Source organism: Mycobacterium sp. pUA109, from assembly GCF_041287095.1.
Lineage (GTDB): Bacteria > Actinomycetota > Actinomycetes > Mycobacteriales > Mycobacteriaceae > Mycobacterium.
Map to the genome: position 1 here is coordinate 133,422 of NZ_JBGGKS010000005.1, position 21,336 is coordinate 154,757.

General features: G+C 68.3%; 18 protein-coding genes. 6 read left to right on the forward strand and 12 right to left on the reverse strand.

Going from position 1 to position 21,336, the window contains the following annotated elements:
• Positions 1 to 9: 9 nt before the first annotated feature.
• Complete coding sequence (gene eccB / locus ACAG26_RS07815; RefSeq protein ID WP_370480946.1) at positions 10 to 1,515, reverse strand: type VII secretion protein EccB; 1,506 nt, start codon at positions 1,513 to 1,515, stop codon at positions 10 to 12.
• Between the two features lie 113 nt (positions 1,516 to 1,628).
• Between eccB and eccE (ACAG26_RS07820) the strand changes: the two genes are divergently transcribed.
• From eccE (ACAG26_RS07820) to ACAG26_RS07845, 6 genes are all read left to right on the forward strand, one after another.
• Complete coding sequence (gene eccE, locus ACAG26_RS07820) at positions 1,629 to 3,335, forward strand: type VII secretion protein EccE (protein ID WP_370480948.1); 1,707 nt, start codon at positions 1,629 to 1,631, stop codon at positions 3,333 to 3,335.
• Between the two features lie 6 nt (positions 3,336 to 3,341).
• Positions 3,342 to 5,057 (forward strand): sensor domain-containing protein, encoded by a 1,716-nt coding sequence (locus tag ACAG26_RS07825; protein ID WP_370480949.1) that lies wholly within the window; start codon positions 3,342 to 3,344, stop codon positions 5,055 to 5,057.
• On the forward strand, positions 5,054 to 5,845 hold the full coding sequence (locus ACAG26_RS07830) for a sensor domain-containing protein (RefSeq protein ID WP_370480951.1): 792 nt from the start codon (positions 5,054 to 5,056) through the stop codon (positions 5,843 to 5,845). Before ACAG26_RS07825 ends, ACAG26_RS07830 begins: the two co-directional genes overlap by 4 nt.
• 94 nt (positions 5,846 to 5,939) lie before the next feature.
• Positions 5,940 to 6,758: a DUF5336 domain-containing protein gene (locus ACAG26_RS07835; protein WP_370480953.1), complete on the forward strand. Its 819-nt coding sequence runs from the start codon at positions 5,940 to 5,942 to the stop codon at positions 6,756 to 6,758.
• Between the two features lie 363 nt (positions 6,759 to 7,121).
• Complete coding sequence (locus ACAG26_RS07840) at positions 7,122 to 7,430, forward strand: hypothetical protein (protein WP_071027449.1); 309 nt, start codon at positions 7,122 to 7,124, stop codon at positions 7,428 to 7,430.
• 35 nt (positions 7,431 to 7,465) lie between these two features.
• Positions 7,466 to 7,792, forward strand: a complete 327-nt coding sequence (locus ACAG26_RS07845; protein ID WP_370480955.1) for a hypothetical protein — start codon at positions 7,466 to 7,468, stop codon at positions 7,790 to 7,792.
• 79 nt (positions 7,793 to 7,871) lie between these two features.
• Here ACAG26_RS07845 and ACAG26_RS07850 read toward each other — a convergent pair whose 3' ends face one another.
• The 11 genes from ACAG26_RS07850 to ACAG26_RS07900 all read right to left on the reverse strand — a co-directional run bounded on the left by ACAG26_RS07850 (position 7,872) and on the right by ACAG26_RS07900 (position 21,326).
• Positions 7,872 to 8,438, reverse strand: coding sequence for a hypothetical protein (locus ACAG26_RS07850; RefSeq protein ID WP_370480957.1), 567 nt, complete (start codon positions 8,436 to 8,438; stop codon positions 7,872 to 7,874).
• 44 nt (positions 8,439 to 8,482) lie between these two features.
• On the reverse strand, positions 8,483 to 10,519 hold the full coding sequence (locus ACAG26_RS07855) for a protein kinase (protein WP_370480959.1): 2,037 nt from the start codon (positions 10,517 to 10,519) through the stop codon (positions 8,483 to 8,485).
• Positions 10,520 to 10,736: 217 nt separating this feature from the next.
• Positions 10,737 to 12,599: a type VII secretion AAA-ATPase EccA gene (eccA, locus tag ACAG26_RS07860; protein WP_370480961.1), complete on the reverse strand. Its 1,863-nt coding sequence runs from the start codon at positions 12,597 to 12,599 to the stop codon at positions 10,737 to 10,739.
• Positions 12,600 to 12,607: 8 nt separating this feature from the next.
• Positions 12,608 to 14,149 (reverse strand): type VII secretion protein EccE, encoded by a 1,542-nt coding sequence (gene eccE / locus ACAG26_RS07865; protein WP_370480963.1) that lies wholly within the window; start codon positions 14,147 to 14,149, stop codon positions 12,608 to 12,610.
• Positions 14,146 to 15,795 carry a S8 family serine peptidase gene (locus ACAG26_RS07870; RefSeq protein WP_370480965.1) on the reverse strand — a complete coding sequence of 550 codons (1,650 nt, stop codon included), beginning with the start codon at positions 15,793 to 15,795 and terminating at the stop codon, positions 14,146 to 14,148. Before ACAG26_RS07870 ends, eccE (ACAG26_RS07865) begins: the two co-directional genes overlap by 4 nt.
• Positions 15,792 to 17,270, reverse strand: coding sequence for a type VII secretion integral membrane protein EccD (eccD, locus tag ACAG26_RS07875; protein ID WP_370480966.1), 1,479 nt, complete (start codon positions 17,268 to 17,270; stop codon positions 15,792 to 15,794). The genes ACAG26_RS07870 and eccD overlap by 4 nt, the downstream gene beginning before the upstream one ends.
• Positions 17,267 to 18,268, reverse strand: a complete 1,002-nt coding sequence (locus ACAG26_RS07880) for a CpaE family protein (protein WP_370480968.1) — start codon at positions 18,266 to 18,268, stop codon at positions 17,267 to 17,269. Before ACAG26_RS07880 ends, eccD begins: the two co-directional genes overlap by 4 nt.
• 69 nt (positions 18,269 to 18,337) lie before the next feature.
• Positions 18,338 to 19,171: an ESX secretion-associated protein EspG gene (locus ACAG26_RS07885; RefSeq protein ID WP_370480970.1), complete on the reverse strand. Its 834-nt coding sequence runs from the start codon at positions 19,169 to 19,171 to the stop codon at positions 18,338 to 18,340.
• 63 nt (positions 19,172 to 19,234) lie between these two features.
• Positions 19,235 to 19,537: a WXG100 family type VII secretion target gene (locus ACAG26_RS07890; RefSeq protein ID WP_071029028.1), complete on the reverse strand. Its 303-nt coding sequence runs from the start codon at positions 19,535 to 19,537 to the stop codon at positions 19,235 to 19,237.
• A 35-nt stretch (positions 19,538 to 19,572) separates the two neighbouring features.
• The gene (locus tag ACAG26_RS07895; RefSeq protein WP_071029029.1) at positions 19,573 to 19,887 is read right to left on the reverse strand and encodes a hypothetical protein; all 315 of its coding nucleotides are present in this window, start codon (positions 19,885 to 19,887) and stop codon (positions 19,573 to 19,575) included.
• Positions 19,888 to 20,057: 170 nt separating this feature from the next.
• Positions 20,058 to 21,326, reverse strand: coding sequence for an amidohydrolase (locus ACAG26_RS07900; protein WP_370480973.1), 1,269 nt, complete (start codon positions 21,324 to 21,326; stop codon positions 20,058 to 20,060).
• Positions 21,327 to 21,336: the final 10 nt, after the last annotated feature.

A 21,336-nucleotide genomic window follows, 5' to 3' on the forward strand; every position in this document is an offset into this window, starting at 1 on the left:
CGCCTCCGGTTAGTGCTTGGGTGGGTCTACCTTCAAGCCGGCCGGGTCCGCGGCCATGCCGTCGTGGGCGACCAGCGCCGCCTCCTGGGACAGCTCCGGGCCCGGCGGCAACAGCGACAGCACCGGCCATGGCGCGAACTGGGGCAGTTCCGCATCGCTGTCCGGATTCTTCACGCCGGTGACGCCCAACGCGGCGGCGGTCGGCAAATCCTTGATGAGATAACGCAGCCCGGTGTCGGCAACATAAAACAGTCGGCCCATCGCGCGGCTGTCCACATCGCCCCCGGTGGCCTGGACGAACTCCCCGCTGCCCGGTTTGAGATACACCGAATCCAGGCCGGGACCGTTGCCGTCGGCCGTGGCCAACCGGACCGGCTGCGCTCCGCTCGGCATGGGGAGACGATGGCCGACCAGCAGCCGGGTAGTGGCCTGTGCGGCGGTGTTGGCGCGCTGCCAGGACATGCACATAACCCGTTCCGGCTCCAAGTTGACGATCTCGGGCGACACCGTCGGATAGTGGTCGACCGGCAGCTCATGCACCACCGGCACGCCGCTCACCACCGCGGGTGCGACCTCCTGAGTCCCCGCTGCCGGGATCTCGGGATTGCTGTAGCGGATGATGTCGGCGGTGGCCGCCGAGATCGGTTGCAGCCCGTCGCGCAGCACTACGTAGAGCTGTTCGCCCTTGGAGTCGACGGTCTTGATGATCGAGCCCACTCGATAGGCCGGCGGGACCGACGGGATGGTGGCGCCGACCCCGCTGATCACTACCGGACGGATCGGCCCGACCAGGGGGAACGCGTTGAGCAGGCCCGGCGAGATCGGACGCGGGAAGGTGCCTTGCAGGTGCAGTGCGTTGACGACGATCGGATCCTGCGGGTCGACCGGCGCCCGCACCCCGTTGTAGATCAGATACACCGTCTTGCCGTCGGTCGCGGCAACCATCTGGGCGGGCGCGGCGGCGCGGATGTCGTCGTTGAGCACCGGATCGTTCGCTAAGACCGTGGTCTCGATGCCGGCCATGCCGGTGCCTTTGGCGACGTCGGGGGTCTGCACCGTATCGCACACCGTCCAGGACGACTTCCCCAGATCGTCGCCGGGGCGGATGCTGGCGGGGGCCCCGATGATTCCCACCATGGGGCCGCGCGGCGTGTCATTTAGCCATTTGTCGTCGACCTGTTTGGGCGTATCGGGTTGCCCGGTGATCAACCGGGCCGACGTCACATTTAGCACCGGGTGGACACGATCGCCAATCTTCACGAATAGTGCGCCACTGGATTTGCTGAGCAGTATTTGTGCATTTCCGATATTCGGGCTCGGTTTGAAGAACGCGAGCACCCCGCACGCCCCGGTGATAAGTACCGCCATGACCACACCCACCATCAGCGACCGGATTTGGCCGCGCATCGGGTCGTGGATCATTCGAGAGTCGGCGCGGATCAATGCGTGCTCTAGGCGCCGCAGCAGGAACCGATAGCCGTTGACCTGTGCGCGCGTGGTAACTTGCGCTGGCATCACCGCTCCCATCAGCATCGGTCCCGTACCGAAGCATCGGTAGCGTACAACAGGGTCGCGGGGGTAACGGCACACAAGTTGTGACCTCCACGCAGCGAATTAGGAAGCCGACTGTGCCTGGTCGTCGTGCCGTGGAGCCTCGTCGTCGGGGCAAGAAGTTGCCGGAGCCGAGCCAACTGCGGGCGACGGCCGATATCCGCGCGCAACGATTGCTCCCGCTGGTTGACCTGCTGTTGCTGCAATTGCTGGTCGCGGTCGGGCTGGTGGCGGCCCTGGTTATCGGGTTCCCCGGCTGGCAGGGGGCCGCGGTCGGACTCGCGGTGGCGCTGCTGGTGGTATTTCGCTTGCGCGGAACGACGCTGCCACGCTTAATCGCGTTGCGGTTGGGCTTTGCGCGGGAACGGCGGAAGAGGACTCAAAAAAAAATTCCCGCCGAGCCTTTTGACGTGCCCATGGCCGAGGGGTCCCTTATCGGCTTCCGGTGGGACGGCAAAACGCTGTTATCGCTATTGAAAATTGAAGAAAACCCTCAGGCGATGACGGTCATGGAGCCGGGGGTGACGGTGTCCGGGGAAACAGTCCCGGTGCACGCCCTGGTTGATTGCCTGCAACAATTCGACATCACCCTGGATTCGATCGACGTGCTGAGCCAGGGTGCCCGCTCACACGGCCACAGCGAGGTGGCCGCCGTGTACGACGCGGTGCTGGGGCCGTTGCCGGCCATCGCCCAGCGCAGCGTGTGGATCGCCATCCGGTTCGACCCGTCGCGGTGCGCCGATGCCGTGCGCCGACGCGGCGGCGGCCGGGACGGGATTTTGCGGACCGCCACCACCGCGACCCGGCGGGTGGCCAACCGGTTAACCGAGGCTGGCTTGCGCTCCCGGGTGTTGACCGCCAGCGAGATCAGCCAGGCCACCAACCAGCTGTCCGACGGGGTGAACCTGGCCACCGTCGAGGAAACCTGGCGCAGCTGCCGGGAGGGCCGGTTCCGGTTGCGCAGCTTCGCGATCAAGCCGGCCATGCTCACCACCGCAGGACTTGGCCTGGTGTGGACCATCCCCAGCTACTCCACCACGGTGTGCCTGTCGTTGCGCCGCGGCGGCCACGACCTCACCCAGATCCGCGGGCTGGCCCGGTTCGACACCCACGGTCCCGCCCGCATCTCCTTGCGTGGCCTGACCCATCTGCGCGGTTACCAGTTCTCGGCGCTGGCGACCAGCCTGCCGGTGCCGCAGCCGCAGCGGCAAATTGAGCAGTGGGCGTTCGCGACCGGCGAGACCGAGCTGCACCAATTGGCCGTCCCGGCATCCGGATGCGGCCAGGTCATTGGCGCCGACGACCACGGCCGGGCGGTGGCGTTGCCGCTGTTTGGGCCCCAGATCAGCCGGGTCGAGATCGTCGGCACCTTGCACCTGGCCCAGCAGGCGGTGTTGCGGTCCCTGGCGCTGGGGGCGCGGGTGCTGGTGCATAGCCGGCGTCCGGGCCTGTGGCGCGACATGGTCGACGAGGTCGATGATCACGACCTGCTGTGGGTCGCCGACTTCAACCGTGGTGCCATGCAGGCGGGATCCGAGCGCAACTATTCGGTCGAGATGTTCGACGGGGTGCCCGAGCAGTCGGTGCGGGTCGGGGTGACCAGCATGCTGGTGCTTCCACCGCGGTCCGCGGTGAACCCGAACGCCGATGTCGCGTTGGAATTGCTCGATATGGACACCGACACCGTCAAAGTGAGCACCCGGGCCGGCTCCTCGGTGGTCACCATGGTCGCCACCGACGAAGAGATGCGCTACATCAAAGCGTCATTCGACGCCGAGGATTAGCACCGCATGCTCAGCGTCGGATCACTGATCGCCGGGTACCGGGTGGAGCGGGTGCTCGGGGCGGGCGGCATGGGCGCGGTCTACCTGGTGGCCAACCCGGAATTGCCCCGCCGCGAAGCGTTGAAGCTTCTCTCGACCGAGTTGTCACGAGACGAGGGCTTCCGTGCCCGGTTCGTCCGCGAAGCCGACGTCGCTGCACGGCTGGAACACCCGAATATCGTGCCCATCTATCGGCGCGGTCAAACCGACGATGGTCAGCTGTGGATCGCGATGCAGTTCGTCGACGGCTCCGACGCCGACGAGGCCCTGCGGAGCGGGAACATGAGCCCGGAGCGGGCCATTCACATCGTTGGCGAGGTTGCCAAAGCATTGGATTACGCCCACCGGCGCAACGTGATTCACCGCGATGTCAAACCGGCGAACTTTTTGTTGTCGGGTCCGAGCGGTCCCGAGGAGCGAGTGCTGTTGGGGGACTTCGGTATCGCCCGAGCATTTGATGACGCCAGTCTGACCGGCACCGGCGAGGTGATGGCTACCGTCTCCTACGCCGCACCCGAAGTCATCGCCGGCGATCCGCTGGGTCCGCGCGCGGACCAGTATTCGCTGGGCTGTGCACTCTTCCGGATGCTCACCGGCAAGGCCCCGTTCGCCACCGCCGGGGCACAGGCCGCGGTAATGATGGCCCACTTGACCAAACCCCCACCACGGGTCGGTGAGCAGGCGCCCTGGCTGCCGCCAGCGCTGGACGGTGTGATTGCCACCGCGCTGGCCAAAGACCCGGCCCAACGGTTCGGTACCTGCGCCGAGTTCGTCGCGGCCGCCCAAGCCGCGCTGCAGCCGCCCACTCCGGATGGTGAACCGACCCATCGCATGGCGTCGAGCCAATCGCCGCAGCGGCACACCCCACCGGCCTACTACGCAACACCGGGGCTGCCTACCCAACCGCACCCGCATAGCCCGCCCATCGCGCCGACCCAGCAGTACGCCCCACCGACCGTGCAACCTCGGCGGCGCCGCACCACGATCCTCGCGGCGATGGCCGGTGTCGTGGTGGTTGCCGCCGGTGCCATCACCGCGATCGCCTGGCCATCCGACAAGCCCAAACCGACCGAGGCCGCGTCCACGACCACCACCACGACAACGAGTCCGCCACCACGAGTACCCGCGACGGCGTTGCCCGGTCTCCTGCTCAGCGCCGACGAGGTCAGCAGCATTATGGGGGTGCCGTTGCAGGGCGGACCGGTCGGCGACAGCTTGGTTGACGGTCGCCAGTTCACCTCGGTGACAGATTGCGTTGGCGCATTTACCCCTGCCCAGGTCGCCACTTATGCGGGTACTAAGTGGACCGCCGTCCGCACCCAGGGCTTGGACCAATCGGCCACTCCAGATCAAGGTGGCGCGGCTGTGATCCAGGCTGTCGTCGCGCTACCTACCCCAGACGTAACCAATTACGTGTTCATGAACCAGTCGAATCAATGGCAGGACTGTGCGGACCGCCCCGTCACGTGGAGGTCCGAGGAGTGGACCCTCGGCCGGGTGAACCACGTCAACAGCAACATGGTGACCCTCACCATGACTCTACGAGGCGGCGCGCTGTCATGCGGGCGGGCACTGGCAACGCAGGAAAGCATCCTCGCCGACGTCAAAGTCTGCCACCCGGGCGAGATCATCACCCAGGCCAGCGACATCGCCGCCAGGATCGTGGCCAAGGTTCCGGAGTGAGTGAGCCCGTTGTTGCCCGTATCGGACGGGTTGCGTCCGCGCTGCTGATCGCGACGCTGGTGACGGGTTGCGTGCGCGGGGTGGACGGTACGGCCAAGCCGGCCGCGGGCCTGGTGCCGAGACCGGTGACCGGGCAAGCCATCCAGCAGGTGCTGCCCGATGCCGGGCAACTATCCCAACTGCTCGGCCAGTCGATCGTCGCGGACGACATTAGGGAACCCCCGAAATTCGGCGGGATCGACGATATGCCCAACGGCGTCTTCGCGTCCGCAAAAAATACGCCCCGCGAATGCGGCGGAGTGGTCGGGTTGTTGCAGCAAAATCCCTACCGAGGCTCGACCGTAAAGAATTTCATCGAGCATGACTTTGCCAGCGGACGGAGTGCTCGGCCGGTGAAGGTGGCGGTGGTCTACGCCGGCGTTGTCGCGCTGGCGAAGGCTGCCGATGCCGACGAGCTGTTCGGGACGTTCTCCCAACAGTGGACCGGCTGCGACGGTAAGACGATGAGCATCTTCAAGCAGGACGGCACGCTGAACCAAACCCGCAAAATCATTAGTGTGCGGGCCGCCGATTCGGTACTGGTGGCGAACTTCCAAACCACGTCGAGCGACGGCTACATGATCATGACGTCGCATGCCTTGGCCGTCCGGGTGAACTGCATTGTCGAGGTTGAGGTTGGCTTCCAAAACGAGTACCAGTCACCTGTGCTGGCCGGAACGGGTAACCCCGACACCAGCGCCCTGCAGATCGCGCACACGATGATCGACAAGGTCAGCGAATTGAGTTAACGGACCCGCGGAAAAGTACCCGATGATCCCTGCCGTGGTGCGTTAGCGTAAACACGGTCGCCCCGATGAGGGGTTTACAAGCTCAGGAGTGATCATGTCTTACCGGTCTGGCGATCAGGGCTACTATTCGGCCGAGCGCACCGGCGGCTACGGCGCCTACCAGCAGCCGTCGCCTCGGTCGGACTCGTCACCGCCGCTGCATCGCTACCTCAGCCTGGGGGTGGTAGCACTCGGCTTGGCGTCCTACCTGGTCAGCTACGCAGCCGTGCTCGATGTCGGAGATACCGGCTGGGGCGTCCGCTTTGCCGTGCTGGCCGGCCTGCTGGCTGTGTTCGGCCTGCTCCCCCGGCAGACGCCGAACGGCAAGGTGACCGCAGCGCTCGCCGCGGCCGGCTTCCTGGACGCACTGTCCGGTCTGATCACCCCTCCCGAGGCCAGCCATCCCGGCTGGGCCCTGACCGTCATCGTGGTGCTCAACGGCCTGCAGGCAGTCGCCGCCGTGGCTGCGCTGGTACTGCAGGCCGGCGTCGTCGGCCAGCGGGCCTCCCAATCCGAATACGACGCCTACGCCGACTACTACGCGCAGGCGGCCCAGTACTACGGACAGTACGCACAACAACAACCCCACACCGACGAGCTGCGTCGAGGCGGGACGGTTCAGGCGCAACAAACACACCAGGCTGCCGCACGGCAGCCGCAGCAGGCCGCCGCGTCACAAGCCGGCAGCTATGCGGAGTATGTCGGGAACTATGGCTCAGACCCGACTCATGGTCGGGCACCCGCACACCCCGACCAGCAGGCCGCACCGACCGGGCCGCAAGCCGGATTGCCGAGTTTCGGCCAGGCCCAGGCCCCCGCTCAGCAACATGGTTCCGGTGTGCATTCGGAGCACCGGCCGACCGCACCCCAGTGAACTGTGCAAACGTTCTGCGGGTGGGCGCAGGTCGCGGCTTCGTAGCTGCCAATTTTTCCGCGCGAACCCCCTACGGGAGTCTGCTAGCCTCATGTGCTAAGGCCGACCAGAGGCGCTGACTGCCAGCTGGAACGCCTCAAATCGAGACGTTTCGAGAAACGAGGGGGGCTCTTATCGGGTTGGCATATTTCGGCGCCATCCCTCTCAGCTAAACGGGAAGTGGGTTACCCCCAGCGAGGGTGGCGGCTGACAGGATCAAGCAGGCGGTTGGCCAGCCAATTGGCGACGTCAGCCGGAGGATCAGCTACGTAACGTATCTTTCCGATCGCTACAAATCATCAGTCCAGGACAAGGGAGGACGAAATGGAACACTCATCAGCCGTCGGCAACGACCATGACAATGACAGCGGACTCGCAGTCAGCGTGCCGGAGGCCTTGGCCGCGTTTAGGGTCGCACGTCAGCACGCGGAGAATGCCGACCGGATCTTCCGCAGCATCGAAGACGAGCAGCACGCAATGGCGGCAAACTGGAGCGGAAGCGCTCACGGTAGCTACATGAACGCGTCGATGAGCTACAACGATGAAGCGTCCGAGATCACCAAGGGGCTGTTCAACTTCATCACCGTCAGCGAAGAGGGCGTGCAGCAAATCCACTCGCACGACGACGCCTAAACACAGACCACATCTGATCTTAAGGAGACGAAGCAATGACAGATGAGATTCACTACGGCAAAGCGGCGTACGGGAACCTGGATGAACTGGCGAGCCACGGGGCGAAACTGGATGCTGCCACCCAGGAACTGAGCGAGGCGTTCCGTACTCTCTACGGTGTTTTCAGTGGTCAGGGTGCGGGTGCGGTCAGGCAGGTCGAGATGGCCGTTGGTCAAAACCTGCAGGACTGGATCGCCCGGCACAACCAGCAGACGCAGCAGGCGGTCGATCAGCACGACGCCATGGGGCACCAGGACGCGGCCGTGCGCGATGCCGTGTTGGGCAGCTACGGCGGCGGTCGCGGCGGGGTCTCTAGCGCGTAGTTCCCACGCTCGGCTCGCGGCCGCGGCATTGTTCGGAGTCTCACAAGACTTCAGATGATGTCGCGGCCGCTGTCGTTTGTCAGGGCACCAGGCGTTTGCACAGCCCGCTCATCGCGTGGGCGGTGGTGCGGGCCACGGTGATCGCATCGCCGCTGGACTCGTCGAACGCCTTGTACGCCGTCGATAGCGTGCCGAGGGAGTCGACGGTGGTGTGGGCCATCTCGGCGAGGGCCTGGGTGGAGCCCGGCGCAATCGCCTTGTTGAGCGCATCGGCAGCCTGATGGAACAGGTCACCGGCGTGCTGGACGGCGCCGGTGCGGTCCGGGTCGTCGCGCACCGACGGCTCCAAGATGGTGGTGCCCTGCGGGATCACCGAGAGGACATCGGCCGCCTCGTTGATGAGTTTTCCGGCCTCGTCCCAGCCGTGACAGGTTTGCCGGTCGGCTTTCGCCGTGGGCAGCGGTGCCGCCGGCGGCGGTTTTTGCGGGGTGACGGTGACGGTGGCCGGCGCGGCGGCGTCCGCGCGGTGACCTGTCAGATATCCGGTGCCGAGGCTGGCCGCCACCCCCGCCACCACGGCACCCGCCGCGGCCGCGCCAACGAGCGCCGGCCAGCGGCGCGGAATCCGATAGAGCTTTCCGGCCATCGAATGCGAACCCCCTCAGGCAGCCAGCGGTAACCCGCGGAAGCTTAGCGGATTTCCTCGGCGAGTCTGTCGACCAGGGACGTGTTGAGGTAGGCGGTGGCGGCCGGGCCGCCGGTGTTCAGCGCGGCGATGGTGGCCGGATTGTCCACGATCACCAGGGTCACGCTGGCGGCGGTGAACCATCCCGGCAGCCCGGCGAACCCGCCCGAACCCGCGGCCGGGTCGCTGCGGCACACGATGACGACATCGGTCTTGAACGCGTCGTATTCGGTTTGGGACCGGCGTTGCACGATGACATCCGCCGGGCCGCCCGGTGTGCGCTGGAAAGCGCTGTTGTAGGTGAAGCCCAAACCCTGCAGGTAGCCGGTGGGCGGGGATTCGCGCACCGCGACGGTGGTTTCGTTACCGGTGTAGTTGATGACCGTGATGCTTTTGCCGGTGAAGTTCGGGTGCTTCATCCGCACCTGGGTCAGTTGGTTGGCGGCGTCGGCGATCACCGATTTCGCCGCGTCGTCTTTGCCGAGAATCTTGCCGATCCAGGTCAGCTGCGCCTGCCAGTTCCAGGAGGCGCCCGCGTCGGCGGGCCGGGTGATGGTCGGGGCGATCGAGGCGAGCTTGGCGTAGGTGGCCTGATCCAGGTCACCGCTGTCGATGATGACGTCGGGTTTGGCGGCCGCGATCGCGGCCGGGTCCACCGCCGGCAGCACCGCGGGGTTGGTGTGCGCCAGATCCTTCTCCCACGTCGGCATCTGCCCTTGCGGGGCGGTCAGCACGACGGGCTGCACCTTCAACGACAGCACCCCGTCGGCGTCCCCCGGTCCCAGCGCCGCCACCGCGTGGGGCCGCTGGTCGAGTTTGACGGTGCCGAACGCGCCGGTGAAGGACTGCGCCTGATAGGGCGCCTCCTTCTCGCCGCGGCCCATCAACGCCACCGCCGTGACCGCGGCCGCGACCACCGCGACCACGGCCACCAGGGCGGCGATCAGCCACGTCCGGCGCCGTCGTTTCGGCGGCTGCGGCGCCCGCAGCTGGGCGGGCGGCTGCAGCCCCGGTGGCGTGAAGTGCCCGGAGGGATAGGTGATCGCGGTGCGGCCATCGGGGGGCTGCGTCGGCATCCCGCGGGTCCCCGGCGGTGGGGGCAGCGCCGACGTCGCCGACGGCGCCCCGGTGCGTCCGGTCTGTGTGGGCCAGCTGGTCGGCTCCGGTGACGCCGCACGCCGGTCCGGGGCGGGCAGTGGCTGGCCGGCCAGCGCCGCGGCCGCCGCGGCGGCCAGGGCGCGGCCGCTTTGGTAGCGGTCGGCCGGATCCTTGGCCATCGCGGTGGCGATGACCTCATCGATCGCCGGCGGCAACCACGGCGCCAGTTCGGTGGCCCGCGGCGGCGGCTGAAACACGTGGGCCATCATGACCGCGCTCATCCCGGTCAGATGGCCGTACGGGGTGCGCCCGGTCAACAGCCGAAACAGCGAACACCCCAGCGAATACAGGTCGCCGCGCGCGTCCACCCGGTGGCCTTCGATCGCCTCCGGGGCGGCATACGAGGCGGTGGCCACCAGGGACCCGGTGGCGGTCAACCCGGTGGCGTCGTCCAGGGCGCGGGCGATCCCGAAGTCCGCCAACAACACCCGCTCCTGATCGCCCGGTTGACCGGACAGCAAAAAGTTGGCGGGTTTGATGTCGCGGTGCAGCAGGTTGCGGGCGTGCGCGTAGTCCAGCGCCTTGCCGACCTCGGTGATGATGTGCACCGCCCGCTCGGCCGGCATGCCCCCGCCGTGCAGTTCGGCGTTCGCGTCGGTGCCGTCGACGAACTGCATGGCGATCCACAGCTGACCGTCGTCGGTTTCGCCGCGGTCGTGGATGGTGACGATATTGGGGTGGTTCAAGGTGGCGGCCAGGTCGGCCTCCCGGATGAACCGGGCCCGAAACTCGCTGTCTTGGGACAGCTCGGCCGACAGCACCTTGAGCGCGTCGCTGCGGGGCAGGGTGCGGTGCCGAGCCAGGTAGACGGTGCCCATACCGCCGGACCCCAGCACCCGTTCGATGGTGTAGCCGGCCAGTACCGTGCCCGGAGCCAACGTCATCGGCGCTTCCCCGACCTGCGACCGACGGCCACCAGCACCTCTCGTCCGTATCGTGCCCACATAGTTACTACCGGCGATAGAAGAATCTACCTGCCGCTTAGCAATGTACCGCCCACATTTTTGCCTGGGTGGTTAACGTCGTTGAGTCTGCGCTGATGGCGAGGTCCACTCGAACTTTGTCGCCGTAGGCGCAGAGTCACTCGCCGCAGCGGCATGGTCAAATCGTGATCGGCAGGTTCTTTTCGGCGCAGGCGGCAATCACGGCGGCGGTGACGTCGCTCTTCCGCAGGGTTTCCAGGTCCGTCACCGTCACCGACCCTTTGGCGCTGCGGTGCTGGGCGGCCACCCGGGAGTCCCGCAGCCGTTCGGCGCGTTCGATGACGTTGCGGGCGAAGCGCCCGTTTTGCATGACGTCGATGCCGTGGCTGCCGTCGGGCGCCCGGTAGCCGCGCAGCCGGGCACAGGCGGTGTTCAGCGCCGCCCGGGCGGCGGGTTCGACGACGGTGGCGCGCGGCTCGCCGTACCGGATCGCGATTTCGACCAGCTCGTCGGGGCTGTAGGACTCAAACCGCAGCTTGCGGTTGAACCGACCCGCCAAACCGGGGTTGACGGTGAGGAATTCGTCGACCTGCCGCTCATACCCGGCGCCGATGAAACAAAAGTCGAACCGGTGCACCTCGAGTGCGACGAGCAACTGGTTGACCGCTTCCATGCCGATCATGTCGGGGCGACCGTCTTGGTGGCGCTCCACCAGCGAGTAGAACTCGTCCATGAACAGGATCCGGCCCAGCGACCGGGTGATCAGCTCGTTGGTCTTGGGCCCGGAGGCGCCGATGTGTTCGCCGCAAAAGTCGGCGCGCTTGACCTCGATGATCTCCGGATGGCGCACGATGCCCAGCCCGGCGTAGATCTTGCCCAACGCCTCGGCGGTGGTGGTCTTGCCGGTGCCGGGCGGCCCGACCAGCAGCATGTGGTTGGTCTGATTGGTCACCGGCAGCCCGGCGGCCAGCCGCAGCGCCCGCACCTCGATCTGGTCCTCGAGTTCGGCCACCGCCCGCTTGACGTCGGCTAACCCCACCTGGTTGTCCAGCAGCGCCCGGCCTTCGGCCAGCAGTTCGGCGCGCCGCTCGTCGTCGTGCTCATCGCGGCGCTGCTGGCGGGACTGCTCGGTGGTCACATCCCATTTGTCGGTGCGGCTGTTGATGGTTTCTTCGTCGGTGACCACCAGGCGCACCGCGGGGTCGGCCAGCGCCTGCTTGGCCGGTTCGATGAGCGCGCCGTTGATGGTGGCCTTCGACAACCAGATCTCGGCCCGATCCTCCTCGCCGAGCTGGCGATGCGCCATGCCCCGCACGTACGCCAGATCGGCGGCGATCAACGGGAAATCGTTGGGATCGATCGCGGTGACGGCGGCATCCGCCACCCGACGCGCCTCGCGCGGCAACGCGTGGCGGTCCGTGCGAACCTCCACGCGCTGCACCCACTCCAACGCGACCCGCGGTTGCCCCAGATGGGCTGCGGCGTGCGCGGCCAACGCATCGGTGGCGGCGGTGACCGCCGCCATGATGATGGCTTGCGGTGGCAGCACCGTCGCGGCGATCGCGATCACGTCCGGCCAGCGCTGGGTGACGAACATCAGATAGGCCCGCAGGTATTGCTGCCATTGGTGGTTTTCCCAGGTGTCCAGCAGCGACGCATCCGCCAGCAGCGTCCCGGCCGCCGCGTACTGGCTGTCGTCGACCAGGGCGCTGGCCAGCGCCAGCCCGGCGTGCGACGCCTCGGTCACCGAGATGGACAGGTACGGCCCGGCTTTGATCGCCGCCGACAGGTGCACCCCGAGCCGGTTGGTCTCCCGGTGCAGCCGGGAACCGTATGCGTAGAGCTGCTGCAGGGTGGTGAGGGCGTCGTCGCCGGCGGCGATGCGGCCCAGCCACGCGTCGGCCATCGACGGGTCAATCTCGGTGGCCTCCGCGAACCGGGCCCGGGCGGCGGCCACGTTGGCGTGGTCGGTGTCCAACAACGCCATCGCGTCGTCGAATCGCTTGCGGGCGGCGACGGTGCTGGTGGCGCTGCTGGTCATCAGCGGACCTACTCCACCGGTTCGAGTTCGACGATCCGGGGCGGCGTCAGCGGCGTGATCGGCTCGGCCGACACGTAGCGGTTCTCGGCGCGGAACAACTCGATCTGCACCGGGTACACCCGGCCGCCGGCCGTGACGTCCACGGTGCCCGGACCGGTTTGGCTGATCAGCACGTCGGCGGGGGCGCGGCCCGGCGCGCCGGGCTCGCCGATGGTGATCACCGTGTTCGGCCGCGGCGCGGGGGCCAGACTGCCGTCGGTCACGCTGACGGTGGTGCCGGCGACCGGGCGAACGCGGTCACTGACCACCAGGTCCGGCATCCGAACGCTGGCCCAGCGCCGCGGGTCCCGGGTGTGCACCGTAAGCCGGTCGCCGATCGCGACCAGGCGGATCAGGATCCGTTTGGCCACCGCGTCGTCGGCGGCGAGGTGCACCCGGGTGGGCTCGCCCGGGTCGTCCAGCGGCAGCAGCAGCCGGTTGCCGGCGCCGGACTTCCCGAGCAGCACCCCCGACGGTCCGACCGGCACCGGCAGCGGACCGCTCAGCACGCCGCGACCGACCCCACCCAGCGCCGGCCGCGGACCGCACAGGTGGCCCGCGATCGCCGCCGGCTGTTGGCCCGGCAACGTGTGCAGCAGCACGCTGGGCGGGCTGACCGGCGGCTGCGCGGTCTGCACGGTCACCGTCGCGGTCACGGTGCCGTCGCCGAACACGGTGACGTTCTGGACGATTCCGTCGGCCCGCAACGTCCAGGCTTGCGCCAGCTTCGCCGCGGTGATGTCGTCGGCACGATACCGGTAGGTGGTCAACCAGCCGGTGTCGCCGCGCACCGACCCCCACCGCCGCCGCGCGGCCCCGTCCAGCGCCGCGCTGCCCAGCCGTCGGTCCATCTCGACGATGTCGGTGGCGGTCGCGACCTTGGCGCGGATCCCCTGCCGGCGCAGGGCCGCGCCGATCCGTTGCGCCGCGGCCAGCGCGGCGGTCCCCACCGAGGCGCGCCACCGCAACGCCTCGACGTTGTCCAGCGCCGCGACCCGCACCACAAGCCAGGTCGCCCGGCGCCCGGCATACGGTGGGGTGCCGATCAACGTGTCGTACACCCGGGCGTAGTCGCCGGTGCTGCGGCGCCGGGCCCCGACACTGACCACACTGATCGAATCGATTGCCAACCCCAGGCTTTGGTGCAGCAGCGGCAGCAGGTCGGCGATATCGAGGGTGTTGTCGGTGTGGGTGGCCGTCGACCCGGTGAACAGGGTCGCCGCATGCGGCTTGCCCAACACCTGCACGGCCACCGCCGCGACACCGTCCTGGAATCGCACCCCGCCGCCGGCCCGGTCGTTGGCCACCGTCAGAGGTGCCCGCAACACGATCGGTTGCGCGCGCCGCAGCCACCGCAGCAGCCACGCCCACGGTTGGGCGCCGCGCCAGCGGACCGCGCCGACTGCCACGCCGATCACCAAACCCGCTGCGGCACCGGTGTATCCGCCCACACCCCAGCAGGCCAGCCCGGTGGCCAGGACACCGAGGATGATCACCAGTCGGACGGTCATCGGGCCCGCCGGATCCGGGCGATCAGCGCCGCGCCCAGCACCCCGGCCGCCACCACGCCGGCGAACACCAGCGCGACGGTGCGGGCCCGGTGATCCGGTGGCGGCGGTGGGGCGGCCGGGGTGATGATCCTGTTCTGCGCGCCCGGGGGCAGGCGCGGACCGGTGGGCACATCGAAGGTCAGCGCCGCCACCGGGTCCACCACCCCGTAGCCCACCTGGTTGTCGACGCCGCGGGGCGGATTGTGCGCGGTCGCCACGATCCGGGTGATCACCTGGTGCGCCGACAGGTCGGGGAATTTCGCGCGCACCAGCGCGGCCACCCCGCTGACGTAGGCGGCCGAGAAACTCGTCCCCCAAAACGGCATGGTTTTGTCGCCGGGCCGGATCGGTGGGTAGGCGTTGACCGGGCCACCGGTCTGCGGGGACAGCCCGATGATCCCGACACCGGGGGCCGCGGCGGCCACCCACGGCCCGGCCAGGCTCTTGCCGATCGGGGCACCGGCGTTGTCGACCGCACCGACCGACAGCACATAGTCGGCGAACCAGGACGGCGACGACACCGTCTTGACCTGGTGCCAGTCCCGCGGATCGGACGGATCCAGCGGGTCGAAGGACGGGTTCTGCGCGCACTCGTCTTCGCCGTCATTGCCGGCCGCGGCGACGACCACCGCGTCCTTGACGATGGCGGCATACCAGACGGCGGCGCCGATCACCCCCTGATCCAGCGGATCGGCGACCGGCACACACGAGGTGACGCTGACGTTGATCACCTTGGCGCCCAGGTTGGCCGCATGCACGATGGCGCTGCCGAGGGTGGCGACGGTGCCCGCCTTTTTGCGGGCCTGGGTGTCGCCGGGGCCGGGATTGACCAACTCGTAGGCCCGGGAGGACTGCCGGATGGAGATCAGCACCGCGTGCGGCGCCACCCCGGCGACGCCGTCGGGCGCATCGGTCGGCGGTGGCGGCACCTCGGGATCCTCGGGCTGGCCGGGCCTCGGATCGCCGGGGGCGTTGGCGGGTTCGTCGGGTGGCGGCTCCGGCGGTGGCGGCGGGGCCGGGGGTGGTGGCGCGGTTTCGGTGATCGTGACCGGGGACGGCGGCGGTGGCGGCGCCGGCGGTGGGGGTGGCCCGGCCGGGGGTGGCGGTCCCGAGCCGGTCCGCGCGCCGGGCGGTGGCGGAAACGCCGGGCCGGGCGGCATCGGCGCCGGCATGGCGCTGCCCTGCGGCGCGGCGCCGATCACCGAGGCCACCACGGTGCCGTGGGCGTCGCAGTCGGTCAATCCGTCGCCGCCCATGATGTAGTCGCCGCCGGGCACCACCGGCAGCCGCGGACTCGGTTGGACACCGGTGTCGATCACCGCGACCGGCACCCCGGTGCCGGTCGAGTACTGCCAGGCGTGCCGAACGTTGAGCATGGTGAACCCCGGTGCGGTGATCGCCACATTCGGGTCGGCCACGGTGATGGTCTGGGCGCAGATGTTGCTTTGCCGCATCGGCTGCTCCGGGCCGGGTGTGCCGTCGCCGGGCACCCGTCCCGGATCCACCCCGGGCGGCGGAACCGACTGCGCCACCGCAAGGTTGGTTAGCGCGGCAACCACCAGCATCGTCGCCGCCAGTGCCGAGGTCCGGCGCGCCGGGCTGGTCATCGCATCCGCACCCAGGCGAACAACCCGCCGATCCACGCGGCCAGCGGCAGCGCGGCGATGATGGCCGCCAGTTCGATCCATTCGGCGGCCATCCGCACCAGCGGGGTGAACTTGGTGATCGGCACCAGCAGCCCCGCGGCCAGTCCCGCGCCGGCAAACCCGGCCAGGACCACCGCTGCCCACACCACCGGCTGCGCGGACTCGGGTGGCTGGTGCACCACGAACTTGACCACCGCCACGCACACCGCCGCCGCGGCCCCGCACACCAGGGCCACGGCCTGGCGTTTGTCGGCGTAGGCGCGGCCGCGGCTGATGAAGATGACCACGAACAGCGCGACCAGCACCGCGGCGGCCACGCTGTGGCGTCGGCCCGGCATCAGGGTCGCCCACGCCGCGGCGGGCAGCGCCACCGCGGCGCCCACGCAGATGCCGGTCAGCACGTTGTTGGCGCGCTGCGCCGCGGCGGCGATGCGGCGCCCGCGCGGCGTGGTGTCCGGGTCGGCGGTGTCGTCGGCGACCGACACCGGCTCCACCGTGTCGGCGGGCAGGCCGTCGCTGCGCCGGAACAGGTCCCGCCCGGTGACCGACCCGAAGTGCGGCGGTCGAATCCGGGCGCACCACAACGCGATGTTCGGTGCCATGGTCAGCAACACCAGCAGCGCGATCAGCGTGCCCATGCCCAACCATTGGGCCGGGACCGGTCGCCACATCCGGGCCGCGGCGACCGCGCCGCCCAGGGCACACAGCGTGACGACCGCGGCGGCGGCGTGGACCAGCCGCCCGGTCAGCGCGGCGACCCCGCAGGCCAGCACCGCCACCGTCAGCGCCGCGATGAACACGTGCGGTGACCCCAGTGCGCCGGGCGCCGCGGCACCGAGGCTGACCGCGAGCAACGGGATTGCCAGCCAGGCGAATCCGCCGAGCATGTCGGTGCGGTGCGGCCACCAGCGCCACACCGCTGCGGCCGCGCCGACGGTCAACAGCCCGGCCGCGCCGGTGACGATGCTGGCCAGCGGGGTGTCGGCGGCGGTGCGGTGGCGCAGCGCCAGCCCCAGCAGCGCCGCCGCGGCCATGGCGAGGATCGCCGCCGCGGTGTGGGCGGCGGTCGCGGCGGTGACGGGTTCACACAGTTGCTTGCCGATCCGGGCCAGCCCGGTGGACAGCGACTCGTATTGGGGTTCGAACGATTCCCCGTCGACGGCGGGCGCCAGCACCAGGGTGTCGCCGTCTTCGACGCCCAGATCATCGAGGGTCTTGGTGACGTCGAGTCGCACCCCGTTGGCCTTGTGCAGTTCGTAGCCGATATCGGCGTCCAACCCACCCAACCCGCGCCGGGTGAGCTCGTCGTTGAGCAACTCGACGATGTTGTCGATGAACGTCTCCACCGGCACCGACGCCGGGTACACCTGCGAGACCAGGTGCTGCCCGCAGACCACCGCGACCGCGCAGCGTGCCGGAAACGCAACTTTCGTCATCTCGGCCGTTCGGCGTCCGGGATGTACTTGTCCGCGACGGCGGCGGTGATTTCGAAGAGCCGCAGCCGGCTTTTCCGCCGCAGTTCGTGCCGGGTGTCGATGATCCCGCCCTTGGCCAAATGCGGATCGTAGGGCATGAATTCCACGCTGGCACCGGACTGGGCGAAGCGTTCGGTCAGGTAATCGCGCGCGTCGGGATCGTATTTGTTGCGGCTGTCGTTCAGAATGACCATGCTGCGGGACACCAATTCGTGGTGCCCCATCGACCGCAGCAAATCGATCGAGCGGGTCACCGGCAGCGAGGTGTCGGCGGTCAGCCCGGACACGAACACCAGGATGTCGCAGGCGTCGAACACCGCCTTCATCACCGGGTGCTCCAGATCGTCGGAGGTGTCGACGACGATGATGGTGTGGGTGCGACGCAGCCGGGACAGCACCCCGCTGAACATCGACGGCACCAGCGGGCGGGGTTGATCCGAGGCTCGGTTGCCGGCCAACACATCAAGACCGATACCGTTCTGCCCCAGGTGCTCTCGGATGTCGGCATAGCCCTGCACGTCGGTGTCGTTGAGTACCGCCGCGTAATCGCCGGGCGGGGTCTCGTCGATGCGGCCGGCCAACGTGCCGAACCCCGGCGCGGCGTCGACGGCCACCACGTTCTCCGGGCGGCATTCCCGAAACACCGCGCCGATACACGCCGTCAACGTCGTCTTACCGACCCCGCCCTTACCGGAGACCACCGCGATGACGAACTGTTTGCGGATATGGCGGCGGATCCGCTCCTGCAGTTCCCGGTAATGGCGTTCGGCCGGCGATTCCCCGAAATTCACACCATGAAACGTGGTGAGATAGGCGACCCGGCGCCATCCCGAACCAGGCGGAATTTTGCGGGGCGCCACCAAATCCGAGATGCGCAGCGTATCGGACACCGAATCGTGCGGCACCCGCGGGGTCGGAGCTGATTTCGGGCCGCGCGGGCCTCGGTCCGTCGAATCCATTGCCTTCTTCTGTCGATCTGCCAGCGTGCCGTTACTAACCTTCAGACTCATGTGGACCGAACCCTTTGCTCACACAACTTTTCGGTAGGAAAACCATTTGTCGTTCGCGGGCAGCCGCCGCAGCAGCTGGTTGACCGCGCCGCCGATGTGACGTGACGTCCCCGGCGCGAGGATCATCCAGTTCTTGCCGGCCGACCGGACATGTTCGGCGACCACCCGCCCGGCCGGGGTGTCCATGATGGTGACCACGGTGTGTTCCACCTGGGCACGGGTGGGCCGGCCGGTTTCCAGCCCGGATTGAATCGCCACGATCGCGGCCTGCGCCGACCGCTGCGGATCGCTGGCCAGCATCAGCAGCTGCAGCTGGTCACCGTCGAGTCGCTGGGCGGTCAGAAACGCCCGCAGGCTCTCGCGGCTAGTCACGGTGGCCGCCAACGCATCCGCGTCGACGATGACCGGCCGCAGCGGTGCCGGTGGCAGCCTGCCGCACAACCGCTGGAGCTGGGTGTCGATCACGGTGTCGGCGGTGTCTTCGGCGGCGGCGGTGCCCGCCCCACCGATGCGGACCAGGTCGTCGGAGCGTTCCATCACCACCCACCAGCGGGCGAATCGGGCCAGCAACACCCGTGCGGGTGGATTCTCGCCCAGCAGCCGCAGCTGGATGAGCAGGGCGATATCGCGGCGGGCGATGACGGTCAGCCACTCCACCACGGTGGGGTCCACCACCCCGGCGTCGTCGATCACACCGGCGCTGTGCAACGCGGCGCAGACCGGATGCGCCAGCGCGAGCGGTTTGGTTTCCACGCTGGGCAGGATGGGACGCAGCGCCAGCTCGGGGGCCAGCGCCTCAATGCCGGAGAGCACCTGCAGTGCCCAGAGGCCGTCGACGGTGGTCGTCAGCACGTTGTCCCGCAATGCCCCCGCGGGGGGTAGGGCGTGCGCCTCAGGTCGGCGCGGGCGGCGCCGTTAGCCGAAGATGCCGTTGAAGCTGTGGGCGCTCATCAGGTCGGTGGCTTGCGCCGAGTCGACGGCGTAATCCAGGGCCTTGCTGTGTAAGCCGACGGCGTCGCCGAGCTCCGCCAATCCCTTCAGCATCAGCGTTGCCCCGTCGCGCAACGCGTTAGCGCCTTCGCCGGTGAACGGCTCCAGCCGGTTGATCAGGCTCACGATCTGATCGTGGTGGTCGAGCAGCTGCGCTGAGTTCCCGGCGAAACCGACGGACACCGCACCGATATGACCATAGTTGTAGGTGATGTCAGCAGCACCCATGGTCGTCGCTCCTCACAAAACAATTGTCGCGGTGGTTAAGTCGCGATGCTGCCGAGCACGTTCTCGAACGAGTGCCCCGCATCGATCACTTGCTGGTCCCAGAAGCTCAACGTCACGCCCATCGCGTGGGCCATCTGTTGACCGCCGTTAATCACGTCCCGAAGACCTTGATTGATCCGCTCCGCCGTCAGCTGCGATTTGACGGCGGCGTCACCGGAAAACGATCCGGCGGCAACGACATCCTCGTGGCTGTTGAGCGTATTCATGGCAACGGCCTGCGCCTCGGTCATGATGTTGGTTAGCGTCTGCTGCGCCTCCGCCAGCAGCTCCGGGGGTACCCGTGGCGGCATTGGATTCTCCTTAGATATACGGAATCCCTGAATCGGAATGCGCTTGAGTGTAGACGCGTATCTGCCGCTGTCACTTCACCTTTGCACAGGCAATCGATTGACAGTTACCCCAGCCGTCACGGCGTTAACTCCCGCCCGTCCCGCGGTCGTCTCAGGCCCGCCCGGCGCGGTCAGCCCGCGGCGCCGAGCAGATCCAGCATGGCGTAACTGGCGACCTTCGTCCCGAACGGAATCGCCGCGAGATCCACCACGTAGTCCGGGCTGTGCGGCGAATACGGGAACAGTTTCCCGGTCGCGGCGGCCTGAGCGTAGACCCCCGGATCGGCGACCCCGACAAACAAATATGCCAACGGCACATCGCTATGCGGGCCCTTGAGCAGATGACAGTCCTCCGAGCCGCCCAGCGGGGGTAGCTCGGTCACGACGTTGCCCGTGCCGATCGCCCCACCCAGCGCCGACGCCACCCGATCGGTGAGGTCTGCGTCGTTGACCAGGGGAGTGGACCCGCCGCGCATGGTGATCACCGGCAACCGGTCCTCGGGCATGCCGTAGCTGCGGGCGATGCCCTCGCTGATGGTCTTGATCCCCGCGAGCAGCTGCTCGCGGACATGCGGCTGAAACCAGCGCAGGTTGACCTTCAGCAGCGCCTGATCGGGGATGACGTTGTAGCTGGAGCCGGCCTGGATCGCTCCGACGGTGAGCACCGCGGTGTCGTTCGGGGCGATGCTGCGGCTGACGATGCTTTGGAACTCGACGACGGCCAGCGCGGCCATCAGCACCGGGTCCTTGGCCAGTTGTGGCATCGACCCGTGGCCGCCGACGCCGTGGAACACGATGTCGAGCTGGTCGGTGCCGGCCATCCGTTCCCCGCCGACGGCGGCCAGCATGCCCACCGGCACCGGGGCGGTGTGCATGGCCAGGAAGTGGTCGGGTTTGGGAATGAAGTCATAGAGTCCGTCGTCGACCATGGCCCGCGCGCCGGCGATCAGCTCCTCGGCGGGCTGACCGATCAGCACCGCGGTGCCCGACCAGGAATCGGTCGCTTGCGCCAGCACCTTGGCCATCCCCAGCATCCAGGTGGCGTGGGCGTCGTGGCCGCACACGTGCGCGGTCGGCGTCTCGGTGCCGTCATCGCGGGTGACACGTTTGGTGCTGGCGTAGTCCAGGCCGGTGGCCTCCGCCACGGCCAGCGCATCCATATCCGCGCGGTACATCACGGTGGCGCCGGGACCGTTCTCCAGGATCGCCGCCACGCCGGTGCCGCCGATGCCGGTGGTCACCGTGAACCCCAGGTCGGTCAGCGCCTGCGCGACGATGCGGGCGGTGCGGACCTCGGTGAACCCCAATTCGGGGTTGCGGTGAATGTCCTTGAACACCTCGATCAGGCGGGGAGTGTCGGAATCAACAAGTGCGGCAACGCGGTCTTGCTGCTCAGGCATGGGCAGACTC